The following is a 1,007-nucleotide window of genomic DNA, read 5'->3' as shown; positions in this document are numbered from 1 at the left end:
AATCTTCTCCCTATGGTTTGGTTCTCAGCCGGCTTTCCGACGGTCTGATGGTCGAGGTAAATAACGGTTTTGAGCATATGACCGGATATTCAGCCGAGGAAACCATTGGCAGGAAAAGCACAGAAATGCAACTGTGGGCAGAAAACGAGCAAAGGGGAGCGGTGGTTGCTAAGGTGGAGCAGAAAGGGGGAGTGAGGGATGAAGAAGTCAGGTTTCGAAGGAAAAACGGGGAATTGTTCTATGGCAATTTCTCGGCGCAGACGATCACTATGAAAAACGAAACGTACCTGCTTTCCAGCTTCATTGATATCACCGCGCGGAAAAAGGCCCAACAGGAGAGAGAGGAACTCATAGCAAAACTGCAAAAGGCGCTTTCCGAAATAAAAACCTTACGCGGATTTATACCGATCTGCTCTTCCTGCAAAAAAATCAGGGATGACAAAGGGTATTGGACTCAAATCGAGGCTTATATCCGGGATCATTCGGAGGCGGAATTCACCCACGGCCTCTGTCCTGATTGCCTAAAGAAGTTGTATCCAGACCTCGAGGATTGACCTCCCAAACTGGAACCAGAGTAGAACCACCCCTTGGGAATCAAAGGAAAAAAATAGGAGTTTCAAGGGTCGAGGGGAAGCATTTAGATTGTCCTCTTTTATGGCCATTGTCAACGAATCATTTCGAAAAAATGAAGTTATCCTGACAGACCTTCATAAAGTGAAAACCGATGGAAGAATTCACATCGGGGCCGTTACCCCGATCCAGGATCCTGAGGAGGGTCAACAATACCTATGGCTCTCCTCGTATTCGAGATGGATCCCAACCAGTTTCTTTGCCCCCTCCTCCAATCCTGGCCTGTGCCCAGTCAAACCGCCGAAACCCTATTGGTCCGGAGGGAGGGTGAGGAGGTGGTTTTTTTAAACGACCTTCGCCACCGGAAGAATACGGCCCTTAATCTTCGGTTTTCTATGAAAGAGGAAAACCTGCCCGCGGCCATGGCCGTTCGGGGG

The 1,007-nt window shown here is 49.0% G+C and carries 2 protein-coding genes; both read left to right on the top strand.

Annotation, left to right across the window (positions count from 1 at the left end):
- A partial coding sequence (locus tag N3G78_14765; GenBank protein MCX8119178.1) for a PAS domain S-box protein occupies positions 1-554 on the top strand: 554 nt, incomplete at its 5' end.
- A gap of 234 nt (positions 555-788) precedes the next feature.
- The coding region (locus N3G78_14760) for a diguanylate cyclase (protein ID MCX8119177.1) at positions 789-1,007 on the top strand (219 nt) is incomplete at its 3' end.

Source organism: Thermodesulfobacteriota bacterium, from assembly GCA_026415035.1.
Taxonomy (GTDB): domain Bacteria; phylum Desulfobacterota; class BSN033; order BSN033; family UBA1163; genus RBG-16-49-23.
The sequence above is the reverse complement of the archived record's forward strand: the minus strand, read 5'-3'. Positions and strand labels throughout refer to the sequence as shown.